The following is a 15,956-nucleotide window of genomic DNA, read 5'->3' as shown; positions in this document are numbered from 1 at the left end:
TCAAGTATGACCGGCCAGTGTCATGATGCATGCACCCTGTTCAATCCAGGAACAGGAACTTCGCAGCGAACAGCAGCGCCAGCGTGATCACGGCAGGGTTCAGGTCACTGAAACGACCGGACAGGGCCTTGATGGCAGCGTAGCTGATGAAGCCGAGCGCGATGCCTTCGGCGATGGAGAAGGTCAGCGGCATGGCCAGCGCGGCAATCAACACTGGCGCCGCATCGGTGGGATCTTCCCAGTTGGCATGGGCCAGGCTTCCCGCCATCAACACCGCGACGTAAAGCAGTGCGCCCGCGGTGGCATACGCCGGGATAGAGCCTGCCAATGGGGCAAAGAACAGGCTGACCAGGAACAACGCGGCCACTACCACGGCGGTCAGGCCGGTGCGTCCACCCGAGGCAATGCCCGCGGTAGACTCGATGTAGCTGGTCGTGGTGGACGTACCCAGCAGCGCGCCGGACATGGAAGCACCACTGTCCGCCATCATCGCCCGGCCAAGACGCGGTAGCTTGCCGTCCTTGTCGAGCAGCTTGCCGCGATGCGCCACACCCACCAGGGTACCGGAGGTGTCGAACAGGTCCACGAACAGGAAGGCGAAGATCACGCTCAGCATGGCGACATCAAGCGCGCCCCAGAGGTCCAACGCCAGGAAGGTCGGGGCGATGGAGGGTGGCATGGACATCAAGCCTCCATATTCGTTATGCCCGAATAACGTGGCCAGGATGGTGACCCCGAGGATACCGATCATCACCGCACCCGTGACCCTGAGATAGGCCAGTGCTGTGATCACGAAGAAGCCAAGTAGCGCATACAGTGCCGCTGGCTCGCTGAGATCGCCCAGTGCCACGTAGGTCGCCGGATTGGCGACCACGATGCCGGCATTCTTCAGTGCGATCATCGCCAGGAACAACCCGATACCGGCGGCAATGCCCAGACGCAGCGAGAGAGGAATCGAGTTGATGATCCACTCACGGATCTTGAATACGCTGAGCAGGAAGAAGCACAGGCCGGAGAAGAACACTGCGCCGAGGGCGGCTTCCCAGGTGTACCCCATGCCCAGCACCACGCCATAAGTGAAGAAGGCGTTGAGCCCCATGCCAGGGGCCTGTGCGATGGGGTAGTTGGCCCATATCCCCATGATCAGACAGCCGATGGCCGCCGCCAGGCATGTGGCGACGAATACCGCGCCGTAGTCCATGCCGGCCTCGGAGAGGATGCTCGGGTTGACGAAAATGATGTAGGCCATGGTCAGGAAGGTGGTAATCCCGGCAATGACCTCGGTCTTTACGTTGGTATCGTGCTCTGCCAACTTGAAATGATTGTCGATCAAGCGTTTCAGCATGGTTGTCGTTCCTGCGCAGGAGACTCGTTGATTGTCGTTGCAAGAGAGGTCGTCGATGATGTCGTGGCGAGCGCTCAAGAGAGCTGCGGGGTAAAAAAGCCAACTATGGTAACCGCATGCCCTCCTTGATGCGAGACGCCGACCCTGTCACACGTGCTCTCGTACGCTTCTATATAAGCAACCTCCGGGCCAGCCGCCACCCAGGCTACCAACGCAATCCTGACGGAATGGTCAATCCAATGACAATGGGCTAGAGGCCACGAGCTTCCAGGACCCGTTCGACGCTTTCGACGATCGCCTGGGTCTGGGGGTCGATCTCGATGTTCACGACATCCCCCGGCACTCGGTCTACAAGCGTGGTTCGCTCCAGTGTCTCGGGAATCAGGTTGACGCAGAAACGCGGCCCATTGGCCTCGGTGGCCTTGCGCACCTCTCCGATGGTCAAGCTGATGCCATCGACACCGATATAGCCCTTATCGAACACGAAGCGCCCCAGTGGAGCTGGCAGTTCGAACCACAAGCGCCGGTTGTTGGGCGCCTCATCGAGCTCCACGAGTTCCGCCGTGGCCATGACATGACCGGACATTGCGTGGCCACCAATCTCGTCACCGAAGCGAGCCGCGCGTTCGATATTGACCCGATCCCCCACCTTGACTGCACCAAGATTGGTCACTTTGAGCGTTTCACGCATCAGATCGAAACTCACGAGATCGCGGTCCATGGCCGTAACGGTCAAGCAGACGCCGTTGTGCGCCACCGATGCACCCTGTACCAGTCCCTCTCGAAGTGATCCAGGAAGGCATATCACATGGGTGCGAAACAACTCGGCCTCTTCGATGGCCACCACTTCAGCGGTGCCCTGCACGATGCCGGTAAACATGGCGTCTCCTCGAATGATGGGAATACGACACAAGGTATGAGCCGTTTTGACTGGCCTAGTTTAGGGAAATCCATCCGGGGTGGGAATTCATCGGTAGAGAGACGGTGGCAAACTTGAGCCTATCGAACACCATCTATTTCCAGTCGATTATCCTGCACATTAACGTATTTCATGAAAATAAACCGCCAAGCCGTTCATTTCAGGGTGACATGGCCCAGGCATATTGACAGACGCTTGTATGAAACATAAGGTTGTCTGCCTCATTTTGACGGCGCCGATTTGTACCCAGCTTGCGGGCGCCAGCGCTGCGGTTATCCTGTCAGGCCGGCCGCGGCGTGAAGTGCAGCTAAACGGGTGTGTCCAGCGTTGATGGCCACCCGCAAGGGTGGCCTTTTTTTTGGCTGCCGCTGCCCTGCCCGCCAAGGCGCCCATTGCGGTGGCTTTCATGATCCGACTCCACAACGTATCCAAGACCTTCTTCATCAAGAAACCAAACAGGCAGGATCGACGTGCCGAGGCAAGCGAATCGGGTGCCTCGTCAACATCGGTTCAGGCACTCAAGAATGTCGACCTGCATGTCCCTCAGGGCCAAATCCACGGCGTCATCGGCCTGTCGGGCGCCGGCAAATCGACCCTGATCCGTTGCGTCAACCTGCTCGAGCGCCCCACTTCCGGCACGGTGAGTGTGGATGGCCAGGAGCTCACTCGACTCTCCGGCAAGGCGCTCAATACCGCTCGCCACGGCATCGGCATGATCTTCCAGCACTTCAATCTGCTGACCAACCGAAGTGTATTTGCCAATGTTGCCCTGCCGCTGGAATTGATGGGCATGAAGCGTGGCGAGATTCGTGAACGGGTCGCTCCATTGTTGGAACTGGTGGGGTTGGCCGACAAGGCCAACCAGTATCCCGCGCAGCTCTCAGGGGGACAGAAGCAGCGTGTAGCGATCGCCAGGGCCCTTGCCAGCCGACCCAAGGTACTGCTGTGCGACGAGGCCACATCGGCGCTCGACCCACAGACCACCGGATCGATCCTGGCGCTACTGCGCGACATCAACCAGCGCCTGGGGCTGACCATCCTGCTGATCACCCATGAGATGGAAGTGGTCAAGTCGATCTGCCACCGCGTGAGCCTGATTTCAGGCGGCGAACTGGTGGAAGAAGCCGACGTGGGGGATTTCTTCACCGCCCCCAAGACACGGCTGGGGCGCAACTTCCTCAACGATTTTCTCGAGCTCGAGCCTCCCCGCGCACTCATCGAAAGGTTGGTGGAAGCCCCCGGGGAACATACTCACCCGGTGGTACGCCTGGCGTTTTCCGGCGATGCCGTCTCCACTCCGCTGATCTCACGGCTGGCCCGGGAGTGTGGCGTGGACGTCAGCATACTGCAGGCCAAGGTGGAGTCGATCCAGGAACGTACCCTGGGGCTGATGATCGCCGAACTGATGGGCTCGCCGGCCAAGACCCTTGAGGCCATCGAATATCTGGAATCCCATGACCTGAACGTGGAGGTGCTCGGCCATGTCCAGCGCAATGATTGACCTGATCCTGACAGCGACCCTCGATACGCTCTACATGGTGGCCATTTCCGGCGTGATCGCCGCCCTGATCGGCATCCCGCTGGGGGTTCTGCTCTACGTGACGCGCCCCGGGCAAGTGCTGGCCCAACCGGTATTGGCCGGAGTGCTCGGCGTGGTCACCAATATCGGACGCTCGATCCCCTTCATCATCCTGATGGTGGCGATCATCCCGTTCACCCGCGCCCTGGTCGGCACTTCTATCGGCACCAATGCGGCGGCCGTGCCACTGACCATCGCCGCGATCCCATTCATTGCCAGGCTAGTCGAAGGCGCACTGAACGAGATCAATCCAGGACTTGTTGAAGCCGCGCAATCCATGGGTGCCACGCCCTGGCAGATCATTACCCGCGTGCTGTTGCCCGAAGCACGTGGCGGCATCTTCACGGCGCTGACCGTTACCGTCGTGACCCTGATCAGCTATTCGGCCATGGCAGGCGCGGTCGGCGGCGGCGGCCTAGGCGACCTGGGGATCCGCTACGGTTACAACCGCTTCAACCCCACCATCATGCTGATCACGGTCGCGATCCTGGTGGTGATGGTGCAGGGCTTCCAGAGTCTTGGCGATTACCTCGTCCGCAAGAGCGATCATAAGTAAGCTTGATAACCAAAAACTATTAAAATTCTCATCGTTATTCCGTTAACATCAAGTTCATTCAGACAAGGAGACGCCTCTCATGACCAAGACTTCCGCTATCTCACGGCTCGCCAAAGGTGTACTGGCGTCAGCCGTCATCCTGGGCGCGGGGACCGCGACAGCCGATGACCACAGCATCAAGGTCGGCACCGTGGCCGGTCCCGAGACCGACGTCATGCACGTGGCCGCCGAGATTGCAGAGCGCGAATACGGCCTGGATGTCGAGATCATCGAGTTCACCGACTACGTGACCCCCAATGCCGCGCTGGCCGATGGCAGCCTGGACGCCAACGCCTACCAGCATGAGCCCTACATGCGCTCCATGGTCGAGGACCGCGGCTACGATTTCACCATCGCAGGCCTGACCTTCGTCTACCCCATCGGTGCCTACTCCGAAAAATACTCAAGCATCGATGAATTACCCGAAGGCGCCCAGATCGCGCTGCCCAACGACCCCTCCAACGAAGGCCGCGCGCTGATCCTGATGCACAATGAGGGCTTGATCGAACTGGACGATCCGACCAACCTCGAGGCCACACCACTCAACGTGGTCGAGAACCCGAAGGACTTCCGCTTCCGCGAGATAGAGGCTGCCCAGTTGCCGCGCGTGCTGCCGGATGTCGACATGGCCTTCATCAACAATACCTTCGCCCAGCCGGCCGGCCTCAGCCTGGACGATGCGCTGATCAAGGAAGGCCCCGAATCACCCTACGTCAACCTGATTGCGGTTCGCGGTGGTGACCAGGAGCGCGAGGAGATCCAGCAACTGGTCGAGGCCTACCAGACCGACGAGGTAGCAGCCAAGGCCGCCGAGCTGTTCGGCCCGGCGGCGGTACCTGGCTGGAAGTAAGCTTGCGGACGCGATCTGCCACACGATCATGTCCACGAAAGGGCCGGCCGAGAGCCGGCTCTTTCTTATCTTGTTTCTTAAATCGCGCAACGGAGCCTGCGATGGCTACCATCGACTACCGGCTGCTTGTACGCCAGCTCGAGGCACTGCTCGACACCCGCGACTGGTTGACCAACAGCGCCCAGACCTGTGCTTTTCTGATGCAGATGCTCGATGACCTGAACTGGGTCGGCTTCTATCTCCAACGGAGCCCGAGGATGCTGTCACTCGGCCCTTTCCAGGGCAAGCCTGCCTGCCATCCCATTCCCTTCGACAAGGGCGTGTGTGGTGCCGCCGCCCGCACTCGGCAGGCTCAGCGAATCGACGACGTCCATGCGGTGGCGGATCACATCGCCTGCGATGCGGCCTCCAATGCAGAACTGGTGATTCCAATCATGGTGAACGACAGCTTGTGGGGAGTATTGGACCTGGACAGCCCGACCGTCGGTCGCTTCACTGCCGAGGATCAAGCCGGCATCGAAGCGTTGATGGCTGTGTTTATCGCCCATACCGACCTCGAAGCGGTCTAGGAGAAAAGCCCTACGCCGTGAAAGCTGCGTTACGGCAGCAAGGATTCCCGCAGACGTGCCACCAGCCACTCGGCCTCCGGCAGCGTGCCCTGCTCACCGATCACCTCCAGCCGTGAATCCCTTCGCCAGGCACAATCGCCAAGGTTCACCGTGCCCTCGGCGCGATTGTAGAGCTTCCAACCTGCCTCGGTATGCAACACCGCCTTGACCCTCAAGGCGGCAGGCAACGCACCCAGCAGTGCCGTGACCCGGTCAAGATCGAAGGCATCCGCCGGGTGCCAGCGAAAGCCCAAGGTGTCGTAGCCAAGCGCGTGACCTGACTCGTGAACGGGCTCACCGGTGCGTGGCTCGACGAGTGCGAAATCGTCAAGCATCACCACACTACCGGCTGCTTCACGCAGCGCCTTGTGGTCATGCGGCGCGGACCCATCAGTCTGGGGTAGCTCACCGCGATGCCGGCCAGCGTCGATCAACAAGCTGATCGGCACCTCCCCATACGCCGCCTCAGCCACCCAGCGCCTCTTCGGCCACTGCGCACTGGCATACTGATGGGCAGCGGCTAGCTGCTCGGGCGTGGCAAGATCGGTCATGGTCAATACCACGGAGTCGGCCACCGCCAACTGGTCACGAAAGGTCGCGTGCTCCCTGGACCTTGGGTCGTCCAGGCGACGGGGATCCAGCACGGCAATGATGTCACGCACATCAAGCACACCGGCGAACGCCTCACCACGCAGGACCTCGAGCAGCCCAGCGGGATGGCCAAGCCCGGTAGGCTCGATGATCAGTCTATCGGGACGCTGACGATGCAACAGATTGACCAGCGTTGCCTGCATCACGAACGCCAGTTGGCAGCACAGGCACCCACCGGGCAATCCCTTGACGACCAGGTCGTCACGTTCGCTGAACATTGCCTGATCGATGCCGACCTGCCCAAATTCATTGATCACCACCGCCCAGCGTTCATCGTTTGGCTTCTGTTCGATCAAGCGGTTTATCAGCGTACTCTTGCCACTGCCCAGAAATCCGGTGATCAGGTGGACGGGGATATCGCTCAGTGTTTGTGGCATGGACGCGTCTCGGGATGGGCAAGCAATAGTGTTATACAGTAACACTACGCAAGTCAGGCGGCGGGGTCGAACGGCAGGCCACAAGCGGCGTAGGGGACAGGGCGTAGCGGACATCTTTTTCAGGGATGAAAAAGCTAGCGCCCATGGATGGGTTCACAGCGTGTCCGCGTTAGGCCTGTCGCCGTCGAGCCGCGGGGATCGGGCCGCCGAGTGGTTGACTCGGCGGGGTTTCGCGGGTGGTTCCCTGGACCGCGCCTTTCAGCCTAAGGCGCGGCGTAGTACGTTATTGACGCACAATGTCCGCACTGCTTCGCAGATCATCGAGCAAGCCTTGAATGGCCGCCTGGGCGCGCAGGCGCTCAGCCATGGAAGAGACGAATTGCTCGACATCGGTGTCGACCTCGCCCTCCTCCACGCGTTCGAGCGCCATCACCACGACGCCATCGTCACTCACGGCATGGCCATAGACGGGATCATCCCCTTGCGGAGCCGGCAGCCGGAAAACTGCATCGACAACATCCTCGGATACCTCGCCGGATGACTGACGACCAACTTGATCGGCTTGCTGCCAGTCGATCGCCAAGTCTTCACCATCACGCAGCGCCTCGACACGGGCCTGGGCGAGTTCGACCAGTGCCTCGCGCCTGAGCTCAGCCTCCACACGCTGGCGAACCTCGTCGCGGACATCGTCGAGCGGCAGGGTTGTCGCCTCGCGATACTCGGCCACCCTCAACACCATGCGCCGGTCCTCGTCGAGCTCGATGACCTCGCTGTTGAACCGCTCCTCGAGCACATCCTCGCTGAATGCCTGAGCCATCACGCCCGGCTCGGAAAGCACCCCTTCACTAATGTCACGCGACACCCAATCACTGGTCTGCAGGTCGAGATCCAGGTCCTCTGCCACGCTCTGCAGGTCATCGGCGGCGAAACTATCGTCGATGAGTTGCTGGACCCGCTCGTTGAATTCGCCGGACACCTCGGAACGCGCCAGTTCACTGCGCAACTCGTCACGTAGCGACTCGAAGGACTCGCGCTCCAACCCGGTCACCTTGAGCAGGTGCAAGCCGTTGTCGGTCTCGACGATGTCTGACACCTCGCCCTCATCCAGCGAGAATGCCGCATCATCGAACTCATCGCCGAAAAACCCGCGACTGATCACGCCAAGGTCACCGCCCTGCTCGGCCGACACCGGATCATCGGAAGCTTCAACAGCAAGTTCCTCGAACGCCTCTCCGTCCTCGAGACGGGCACGCAGTGACTCGAGCTCTTCCTCGGCCTGATCGCGGGTACGCTCGTCACCAAAGGTAAGCATGATGTGCGCGATGCGGCGGTCGGCGTCACGGGTGCGGTCCTGCCAGGCATCCCTGAGGGCCTGCTCGCTGATATCGACCTGCTCGGCCATCTGCTGGCGGTCGATGACCACATACTCCAGGCGCACTTGTTCCTCACGAACGAACTGGTCGGCATGCTCTTCGTAGTAGCGCTGAAGGGCCTCGTCACTGGCTTCCACTTGCTGGTCCAGCTCATCGGCACCAAGCATGAAATAGCGGAAGCTACGTGTCTGACGCTGCAGACTGGCCAGGGCTTCCTGTTCACTTGGCAAGGTGAAATCACTGAAGGCCAACCCCTGTTGCAGCTGCTGGCGCTTCATGTCTACGCGAAGTTCCTCGCGGAACGAGGTTGGCGTATAACCGGCGCCAGCCAGTCGGTTACGGAACAGTTCGCTGTCGAAGCCACCGTCCTGGTTCTGGAACTCAGGCAGAGAGACGATCAGTTGGTCGAGTTGTTGCTCGGAAAGGTAAAAACCGCCCTCTTCCGCGTACTGGGTCAACAAGCGATCGGTGATCAACTGATCGAGCATCTGGGTACGCAGGGCACGCTCCTGTTCCGGCGGCACCTGACCACTACGGATCGCCCGCTGAACCTCGAGTTCCAGCTGCTGCCGCGTGACAGGCTCACCATTGACCTGGGCGATCTCATCAGCGCTTCCCCCAAGCAACCCCACCAGGGATTCGACACCAAACAGTGCCATGGTGACGACGACGGCACCAACGATGATCTTGGCGCCCCAGCTTCGGGAGCGATCACGTATACTTTGCAGCATGCAAGCCTCGGCAGATAGCGCTAAAACGGATTACGATCATACGGTAATCAATACAACGAAAACAGGCGTATCGCCGGTGGGCGACACGCCTGTGAGAGTCTCAACATTCAGTGAGGTGCGAAACACACGTCACTCAGTTGACGGAATCCTTGAGCGCCTTGCCGGCCTTGAAGCTCGGCACCTTGGCAGCGCTGATCTCGATCGGCTTGCCGGTCTGCGGGTTGCGGCCGGTGCGAGCGGCACGCTCTTTCACAGCGAAAGTGCCGAAACCCACCAGGGAAACGCTGTCACCCTTCTTGAGGCTATCGGTGACGGTGTCAACCATGGCGTCCAGTGCACGGGCAGCAGCGGCCTTGGGAATGTCGGCAGACGCGGCAATGGCTTCGATCAGCTCGGATTTATTCACACTTCACCCCTTGACTGTATTCAGAAAATGGCTCTAATCGGCGCGCCTTTTCGGCAAACAGACGTCATAAGACATACACGATCACAGCATGGCGCAGTTTATAGCAATGCGGTGAAACGCCTGTCAAGCAACCTAAGGCGCGAACCCCATCATGACGGGACTTTTGTTGGGTCATGATGACATATTTATGGTCAATGCGTGCTGATCATCGAGTGTGAAGTAGCCGAGTCATCCGCACGGGATTCCTCGCTGACAGGCTCTGAACTTTTCGCCAATGCCACTTCCAGAACTTCGTCGATCCAGCGAACAGGCTTGATGTCGAGAGCATCCTTGATGTTGTCCGGTACCTCCTTGAGGTCGCGGCGATTCTCTTCCGGCACCAGCACGATCTTTATACCACCGCGCCGGGCAGCCAGCAATTTCTCCTTCAGCCCGCCAATCGGCATGACCTCACCGCGCAGATTGACCTCGCCGGTCATGGCGACATCGCAGCGCACCGGGCGACCAGTGAAAGCGGAGACCATCGCCGTCACCATGGCGACACCCGCGCTCGGGCCATCCTTGGGCGTTGCGCCCTCGGGGACGTGAATGTGCACGTCCTCCTTCTCGAAGCGCTCTGGGTCGATCCCCAGTTGCTCGGCGCGTGCGCGAACCACAGTCTGGGCGGCGCTCACCGACTCCTTCATGACGTCACCAAGTGAGCCGGTCTTGTTGATGCGGCCCTTGCCTGGCGTCACCACCGACTCGATGACCAGCAGCTCGCCACCCACCGAGGTCCAGGCGAGGCCAGTCACGCGGCCCACCTGGTCCTGCTGGTCCGCCAGGCCGTAACTGTAGCGCCGCACCCCGGCATAGGGCTCGATATCGGCAGCAGCCAGCGTGACAGGCGCCAGCGCGCCCTCCTTGGCTTCCTGCTCGAGACGCTCCCGCAGCACCTTGCGGCACACCTTGGCGATCTGGCGCTCGAGTTCGCGCACCCCCGCCTCGCGGCTGTAGTAGCGAATCAACTCCATCACCGCGTCGTCGGACAAGCTCAGCTCATCCTCCTTGAGGCCATTGGCGGTCAACTGCTTGGGCACCAGATAGCGCTTGGCGATGGCCAGCTTCTCGTCTTCGGTGTAACCGGGTAGACGAATCACCTCCATGCGATCCAGCAACGGCCCGGGAATGTTCATGGAGTTGGCCGTGCAAATGAACATCACCTCGGAGAGGTCGTAGTCGAGCTCCAGGTAATGGTCGCTGAAGCTGTTGTTCTGCTCGGGGTCGAGCACCTCGAGCAACGCCGAAGCGGGGTCGCCACGATGATCCATGCCGATCTTGTCGACCTCGTCGAGCAGAAACAGCGGATTCTTGACACCCGCCTTGCTCATGCGCTGAATCATCTTGCCGGGCAGCGACCCGATGTAGGTACGACGATGGCCACGAATCTCGGACTCATCGCGCACCCCCCCCAGCGCCAGGCGCACGTACTTGCGGTTGGTGGCACGCGCAATGGACTGGCCCAGGGATGTCTTGCCGACCCCTGGCGGGCCCACCAGACACAGCACAGGCCCCTTGAGCTTGCGTACCCGCTTCTGCACGGCGAGGTATTCAAGGATGCGCGCCTTGACCTCCTCGAGGCCATGGTGGTCTTCGTCGAGGACCTTCTGGGCATGCACCAGGTCATGCTTGACGCGGGTACGCTTCTTCCAGGGTACCGACACCAACCAATCGAGGTAGGAGCGAACCACCGTTGCCTCGGCGGAGTTCGGCGACATCATCTTCAGCTTGCCCAATTCCTGAAGCGCCTTGTCACGGGCTTCCTTGGGCATGCCTGAGTCGTTGATCTCCTGCTCGTACTTCTCAGCCTCATTGGGCACATTCTCGAGCTCGCCCATCTCCTTCTGGATGGCCTTCATCTGCTCGTTGAGATAGTACTCACGCTGGGACTTCTCCATCTGCTCCTTGACCCGCGAGCGGATACGCTTCTCGACCTGCAGCAGATCGATTTCCGACTCGATGAGCGCCATCAGATGCTCGATGCGATCACGCACCTTGTCCATTTCCAGCAACTGCTGCTTGTCATCGATCTTCAACGAAAGATGCGCACAGATGGTGTCGACCAACCGGCTCGGATCTTCGATGCCCGATAACGAGTTAAGCACCTCGTTGGGCACTTTCTTGGACATCTTGACGTACTGCTCGAACTGATTGAGCAGCACGCGTACCAGGGCTTCCTGCTCACGCTCACTGAGCGGCACGCTCTCGCGCAGCACCGCCTTGGCACGGCTGTAGCTTTCGTCGACCTGAATCTCACCGACATCGGCACGCGAGACGCCTTCGATAAGCACCTTGACGGTCCCATCCGGCAGCTTGAGCAATTGCATGATGTCGGCGACGGTACCGATGGAAAACAGGTCTTCGCTGTCAGGATCATCCTTGCTGGCTTCGCGTTGAGCGACCAGCAGCACCCGCTTGTCGGCACTCATCGCCGCTTCGAGGGCCTGGATCGATTTCTCCCGGCCAACGAACAGCGGGATGACCATCTGCGGGTAGACAACCACGTCCCGCAGCGGCAAAAGGGGCAGACTCAGAGTCTGTTCGGCGTTCTGCTGCATCGCAGACGTTCCTCAAACAATACGGATGAATGGCCTTGATGAATAACCATGCAGTGGGGGCGATGCCACGGTTTTGCAAGTTTGGCCATCACTCAGGGCGCAAAAGAAAGCGGGAGCGAACCCCGAATGAGCACCACCCGTTACCGGGTCGGCACCTCACAAGGGAAAATCGCTCCCGCGTCAGACCACGATCAGGTGTCTCAGCCGTCGGTGCCGTCCACCCGAGCCTCTTCCTGCTGCTGGGAATAGATCAACAACGGCTCGCTCTCACCACTGATCACAGAGGCATCGATCACCACCTTGCTGACACCTTCCAGAGAGGGAATTTCATACATGGTGTCGAGCAGCACGGACTCGAGAATCGAGCGCAGGCCACGGGCACCCGTCTTGCGTGCCATCGCCTTGCCAGCGACCGCGCGCAGGGCATCTTCGCGAAACTCGAGCTCGACGTCCTCCATCTCGAACAGCTTGGCATACTGCTTGATCAGGGAGTTCTTGGGCTCTGTGAGGATCTGGATCAAGGCATCCTCGGTGAGCTCGGTCAGCGTGGCGATCACTGGCAGGCGACCCACGAACTCCGGGATCAGCCCAAACTTGACCAGGTCCTCAGGTTCTACATCGGCCAGCAGTTCGCCGACACCACGTGACTCATCCTTGCTCTTCACCTCGGCGCTGAAACCGATACCGCCCTTTTCGGCACGGTCACGGATCACCTTGTCGAGGCCAGCGAAAGCGCCCCCGACGATGAACAGGATATTGCCGGTATCGACCTGCAGGAACTCCTGCTGCGGGTGCTTGCGGCCACCTTGCGGCGGCACCGAAGCCGTGGTGCCCTCGATCAACTTGAGCAGCGCCTGCTGCACCCCCTCGCCGGATACATCACGAGTGATGGAGGGGTTGTCGGACTTGCGCGAGATCTTGTCGATCTCATCGATGTAGACGATACCCCGCTGGGCCTTCTCCACATCGTAATCGCACTTCTGCAGCAGCTTCTGGATGATGTTCTCGACATCCTCGCCGACATACCCCGCCTCCGTCAGCGTGGTAGCGTCGGCGATGGTGAACGGCACATTGAGCAATCTGGCGAGGGTCTCGGCCAACAGCGTCTTGCCGCTACCGGTGGGACCAATCAACAGAATGTTCGACTTGCCAAGCTCCACATCGTCGTTCTTGACTTCGGAACGCAGGCGCTTGTAGTGATTGTACACCGCCACCGACAACACCATCTTGGCGCGGTCCTGGCCGATCACATAGTCGTCGAGGGTGTGTCGAATCTCGCGGGGAGCAGGCAGACGCTCCTCGTCGCTCTCGGCATCGGCATCGAGCACCTCCTCGCGAATGATGTCGTTGCACAGATCGACACACTCATCGCAGATATAGACGGACGGGCCGGCAATCAGCTTGCGTACCTCGTTCTGATTCTTGCCGCAGAACGAGCAGTAGAGAAGCTTGCCACCTTCGTCCTTGCCTTTGCCGTCGGCCATTCGCATACCTCATTCTTGATGACGGCAGGTCAATGGAACCTGACCGTCGGGTTCGCCTCGGCGGACAAGGCCGCCGAGGACGATATCATGGCGTGATGTTGATCACGCTATCAGGATGTCGGCCGCTTATCCAGCATGGCATCGACAAGCCCATACTCGGTGGCTTGCTGGCCATTCATGAAATTGTCACGGTCGGTATCACGCGCGATGGTCTCGATCTCCTGTCCTGTGTGGTGCGCAAGGATCTGATTGAGCTTGTCACGGATACCGAGAATCTCACGCGTATGAATTTCGATGTCCGATGCCTGCCCCTGATAGCCACCCAGCGGCTGATGGATCATCATGCGCGAGTTAGGCAAGCAGTAGCGCTTGCCAGCCGCGCCACCCGCCAGCAGCAGCGCCCCCATGCTGGCTGCCTGACCGATGCACACGGTAGAGACATCCGGCTTGATGAACTGCATGGTGTCGTAGATCGACATGCCGGCCGTGACCGAACCACCCGGTGAGTTGATGTAGAGATGGATGTCCTTGTCCGGATTCTCGGACTCCAGGAACAGCAATTGCGCCACCACCAGGTTGGCCATGTAATCTTCCACCGGACCCACCAGGAAGATCACACGCTCCTTGAGCAGGCGGGAATAGATGTCGTACGCCCGCTCACCACGCGCGCTCTGCTCGACCACCATCGGCACCAGGCCGCCGGCGTTCTGGATATCGAACTCGTTGCTCATCTGTGTGATGTCCTTGCATCCGATGAATGGGGGCACCAAACCGTGACGCCTGGCATCTGCCAGGAGTCACGGCAGGGTGTGTGGCGAAAGACGATCAGGAACCGCTCGCCTGTTCCTCGGCGCTCTCTTCCTCGTCGGCCTCGGCTTGCTGCTGGGCAGCGGCCAAGGCCTCTTGATACGTCATGGAGACGTCCTTGACGCTGGCCTGCTCGAGCAGAGTGTCAACGGCCTTTTCCTCGAGAATCGCCGATTTGACCTGAGTCTTCATCTGGTCGTTACCCATGTAATACTCGACCACCTGCTCGGGGTCCTGGTACTGCTGGGCAAGCTCTTCGACCTTGGCCTTGATCTCATCGTCGCTGGCATCCAGCTCCTTGGACTTGATCACCTCGGCCAGCAGCAGCCCCACCTGAACACGCCCCTTGGCCTGCTCGGCAAACAGCTCGTTGGGCAACTGGGAGACATCGAAGTCCTCACCCAGGCCGAACTGCTGGGCCGCCTGGCGCTTGAGTCCGTCGGTTTCCTGCTGGACAAGCGCCTGCGGGACCGGGAAATCATTGGCCTTCTTGAGTGCGTCAAGAACCTGCTGCTTGACGCGATTGTCGACTGCCTGCTTGGCCTCGCGCGTCATGTTCTTGGTGACTTCGGCGCGGAACTTCTCGACATCGCCATCCTCGACACCGAATTTCTCGACGAAGGCGGCATCGACCTCGGGCAGTGCCTGGCCGCTGACCTTGTGAACCTTGACCTTGAAGTTCGCTTCCTGACCGGCCAGTTGCTCAGCCTGGTAATCCTCGGGGAAGGTCACGTTGAGCTGTTTCTCATCGCCGGCCTTGGCACCCACCAACTGTTCTTCGAAGCCGGGGATGAAGGAATTGGAGCCGATGACCAGCTCATGACCCTCGGCGCTGCCACCCTCGAAAGGCTCATCACCCAGGAAGCCCTGGAAATCGATGGTCACCTGGTCGCCATCCTCGGCGGCACGCTCAACGGCCTCCCAGGCAGCATTCTGCTTGCGCAGGGTCTCGATCATCTCGTCCACGTCGGCCTCAGACACCTCGACCACCGGACGCTCTACCTCGGTACCTTCGATGGAGGCAAGTTCAATCTCGGGATAGATCTCAAGCGTCGCCACGAATTCGAGATCCTTGCCGGATTCATTGACGGTGGGCTCGATCTGCGGAAAACCGGCCGGGTTGAGCTCGTGCTCGGAAATCGCACGGACATAACGCTCGCGCATCACTTCGCCCACCACCTCGTTGCGCACGTCGTGGCCGTAGCGCTGGCGGATCACCGACATCGGCACCTTGCCCTTGCGGAAGCCGTCCATGCGGACGTTCTTGGCGGCGTCCTTGAGACGGGCGGCGACGGCCTCGTCGATCTCGGCTGCCGGCACCTGAACGGTGATGCGACGTTCGATCTGGGAGGTCGTATCGACGGAAACTTGCATGAAATATCCTCTACCGACTGGGGGCGTTCTGTTGAATGCGTGAAAAGACCAAGGGGGGATTTTAAGAACCCCGCGCGATACTGGCAAGCGCCATGCCCAACAGATGGGGGCAAGCGTGTGCAAAACAAGGGACGTCTGAGGAAAAGTTGTCACCGATGGCGCGCGACGCTGTCACAGGGGCGCCACGTTGCCTGTGATCAGGAACCTGCAGGGAATCGCCAAAACGCCGTACGCGAAATGTACACACCTCTCGACAAGGC

Annotated in this window: 13 protein-coding genes; 4 read left to right on the top strand and 9 right to left on the bottom strand. The window is 60.2% G+C overall.

Annotation, left to right across the window (positions count from 1 at the left end):
• Window positions 1-40 precede the first annotated feature (40 nt).
• Window positions 41-1,345: an NCS2 family permease gene (locus C6V82_RS16380; protein WP_102587308.1), complete on the bottom strand. Its 1,305-nt coding sequence runs from the start codon at window positions 1,343-1,345 to the stop codon at window positions 41-43.
• Between the two features lie 250 nt (window positions 1,346-1,595).
• Complete coding sequence (locus C6V82_RS16375) at window positions 1,596-2,225, bottom strand: riboflavin synthase subunit alpha (protein ID WP_102587307.1); 630 nt, start codon at window positions 2,223-2,225, stop codon at window positions 1,596-1,598.
• 445 nt (window positions 2,226-2,670) lie between these two features.
• On the opposite strand from C6V82_RS16375, the gene C6V82_RS16370 reads away from it, so the two are divergent.
• From C6V82_RS16370 to C6V82_RS16355, 4 genes are all read left to right on the top strand, one after another.
• Window positions 2,671-3,765, top strand: coding sequence for a methionine ABC transporter ATP-binding protein (locus C6V82_RS16370; protein ID WP_102587368.1), 1,095 nt, complete (start codon window positions 2,671-2,673; stop codon window positions 3,763-3,765).
• On the top strand, window positions 3,746-4,399 hold the full coding sequence (locus tag C6V82_RS16365; protein ID WP_102587306.1) for a methionine ABC transporter permease: 654 nt from the start codon (window positions 3,746-3,748) through the stop codon (window positions 4,397-4,399). Before C6V82_RS16370 ends, C6V82_RS16365 begins: the two co-directional genes overlap by 20 nt.
• A 79-nt stretch (window positions 4,400-4,478) precedes the next feature.
• Window positions 4,479-5,288 (top strand): MetQ/NlpA family ABC transporter substrate-binding protein, encoded by an 810-nt coding sequence (locus C6V82_RS16360; RefSeq protein ID WP_102587305.1) that lies wholly within the window; start codon window positions 4,479-4,481, stop codon window positions 5,286-5,288.
• A gap of 101 nt (window positions 5,289-5,389) precedes the next feature.
• A complete protein-coding gene (locus C6V82_RS16355) occupies window positions 5,390-5,857 on the top strand; it encodes a GAF domain-containing protein (RefSeq protein WP_102587304.1) in 468 nt (155 codons plus the stop codon).
• A 29-nt stretch (window positions 5,858-5,886) separates the two neighbouring features.
• On the opposite strand, the gene C6V82_RS16350 is transcribed toward C6V82_RS16355, so the two are convergent.
• The 7 genes from C6V82_RS16350 to tig form a co-directional block, all read right to left on the bottom strand.
• On the bottom strand, window positions 5,887-6,924 hold the full coding sequence (locus C6V82_RS16350) for a CobW family GTP-binding protein (RefSeq protein WP_102587303.1): 1,038 nt from the start codon (window positions 6,922-6,924) through the stop codon (window positions 5,887-5,889).
• A 283-nt stretch (window positions 6,925-7,207) separates the two neighbouring features.
• Window positions 7,208-9,028, bottom strand: coding sequence for a SurA N-terminal domain-containing protein (locus tag C6V82_RS16345; protein ID WP_102587302.1), 1,821 nt, complete (start codon window positions 9,026-9,028; stop codon window positions 7,208-7,210).
• A gap of 133 nt (window positions 9,029-9,161) precedes the next feature.
• On the bottom strand, window positions 9,162-9,434 hold the full coding sequence (hupB, locus tag C6V82_RS16340; protein ID WP_102587301.1) for a nucleoid-associated protein HU-beta: 273 nt from the start codon (window positions 9,432-9,434) through the stop codon (window positions 9,162-9,164).
• Window positions 9,435-9,625: 191 nt separating this feature from the next.
• Complete coding sequence (gene lon / locus C6V82_RS16335) at window positions 9,626-12,031, bottom strand: endopeptidase La (RefSeq protein WP_102587300.1); 2,406 nt, start codon at window positions 12,029-12,031, stop codon at window positions 9,626-9,628.
• A gap of 200 nt (window positions 12,032-12,231) precedes the next feature.
• Complete coding sequence (gene clpX / locus C6V82_RS16330; RefSeq protein ID WP_102587299.1) at window positions 12,232-13,515, bottom strand: ATP-dependent Clp protease ATP-binding subunit ClpX; 1,284 nt, start codon at window positions 13,513-13,515, stop codon at window positions 12,232-12,234.
• Between the two features lie 110 nt (window positions 13,516-13,625).
• A complete protein-coding gene (gene clpP, locus C6V82_RS16325) occupies window positions 13,626-14,246 on the bottom strand; it encodes an ATP-dependent Clp endopeptidase proteolytic subunit ClpP (RefSeq protein ID WP_102587298.1) in 621 nt (206 codons plus the stop codon).
• A gap of 94 nt (window positions 14,247-14,340) precedes the next feature.
• Window positions 14,341-15,696, bottom strand: coding sequence for a trigger factor (gene tig / locus C6V82_RS16320; RefSeq protein ID WP_102587297.1), 1,356 nt, complete (start codon window positions 15,694-15,696; stop codon window positions 14,341-14,343).
• Between the last annotated feature and the right edge of the window lie 260 nt (window positions 15,697-15,956).

The organism is Halomonas urumqiensis (assembly GCF_003028575.1).
GTDB lineage: Bacteria > Pseudomonadota > Gammaproteobacteria > Pseudomonadales > Halomonadaceae > Halomonas > Halomonas urumqiensis.
This window is presented reverse-complemented; position numbering and strand designations above follow the sequence as displayed.

Excerpts from the sequence above, each read along its gene's own strand:
- C6V82_RS16380 (WP_102587308.1), bottom strand. The coding sequence starts at position 1,345 with ATGCTGAAACGCTTGATCGACAATCATTTCAAGTTGGCAGAGCACGAT.
- C6V82_RS16375 (WP_102587307.1), bottom strand. The coding sequence starts at position 2,225 with ATGTTTACCGGCATCGTGCAGGGCACCGCTGAAGTGGTGGCCATCGAA.
- C6V82_RS16370 (WP_102587368.1), top strand. The coding sequence starts at position 2,671 with ATGATCCGACTCCACAACGTATCCAAGACCTTCTTCATCAAGAAACCA.
- C6V82_RS16365 (WP_102587306.1), top strand. The coding sequence starts at position 3,746 with ATGTCCAGCGCAATGATTGACCTGATCCTGACAGCGACCCTCGATACG.
- C6V82_RS16360 (WP_102587305.1), top strand. The coding sequence starts at position 4,479 with ATGACCAAGACTTCCGCTATCTCACGGCTCGCCAAAGGTGTACTGGCG.
- C6V82_RS16355 (WP_102587304.1), top strand. The coding sequence starts at position 5,390 with ATGGCTACCATCGACTACCGGCTGCTTGTACGCCAGCTCGAGGCACTG.
- C6V82_RS16350 (WP_102587303.1), bottom strand. The coding sequence starts at position 6,924 with ATGCCACAAACACTGAGCGATATCCCCGTCCACCTGATCACCGGATTT.
- C6V82_RS16345 (WP_102587302.1), bottom strand. The coding sequence starts at position 9,028 with ATGCTGCAAAGTATACGTGATCGCTCCCGAAGCTGGGGCGCCAAGATC.
- lon (WP_102587300.1), bottom strand. The coding sequence starts at position 12,031 with ATGCAGCAGAACGCCGAACAGACTCTGAGTCTGCCCCTTTTGCCGCTG.
- clpX (WP_102587299.1), bottom strand. The coding sequence starts at position 13,515 with ATGGCCGACGGCAAAGGCAAGGACGAAGGTGGCAAGCTTCTCTACTGC.
- clpP (WP_102587298.1), bottom strand. The coding sequence starts at position 14,246 with ATGAGCAACGAGTTCGATATCCAGAACGCCGGCGGCCTGGTGCCGATG.
- tig (WP_102587297.1), bottom strand. The coding sequence starts at position 15,696 with ATGCAAGTTTCCGTCGATACGACCTCCCAGATCGAACGTCGCATCACC.